The organism is Enterobacter cloacae complex sp. I1M, assembly GCF_014982425.1.
In the GTDB taxonomy this organism is placed as follows: domain Bacteria; phylum Pseudomonadota; class Gammaproteobacteria; order Enterobacterales; family Enterobacteriaceae; genus Enterobacter; species Enterobacter intestinihominis.
In genome coordinates this window covers 1-207 of record NZ_JADCLG010000066.1, presented here as the reverse complement: position 1 = coordinate 207, position 207 = coordinate 1, and the positions used below count along the sequence as shown (strand labels likewise).

1 protein-coding gene is annotated in these 207 nt (G+C 64.3%); it reads left to right on the top strand.

Features of this window, described 5'->3' with window-relative positions:
• Positions 1–207: efflux RND transporter permease subunit (locus INF86_RS22220; protein ID WP_193543944.1), on the top strand; the 207-nt coding region annotated here is incomplete at both ends.

Sequence of the window (207 nt, the reverse complement as noted above, 5' to 3'; positions counted from 1 at the left end):
AGGCCGCGATTAACGCCGCCCAAAGCCTGCTGCCGAGCGGCATGCCGAGCCGTCCAACCTACCGCAAGGCCAACCCGTCCGATGCGCCGATCATGATCCTGACGCTTACGTCAGAGACCTACTCCCAGGGCGAGCTGTACGATTTTGCCTCCACCCAGCTGGCGCAAACCATCGCCCAGATTGACGGCGTGGGCGACGTGGACGTCG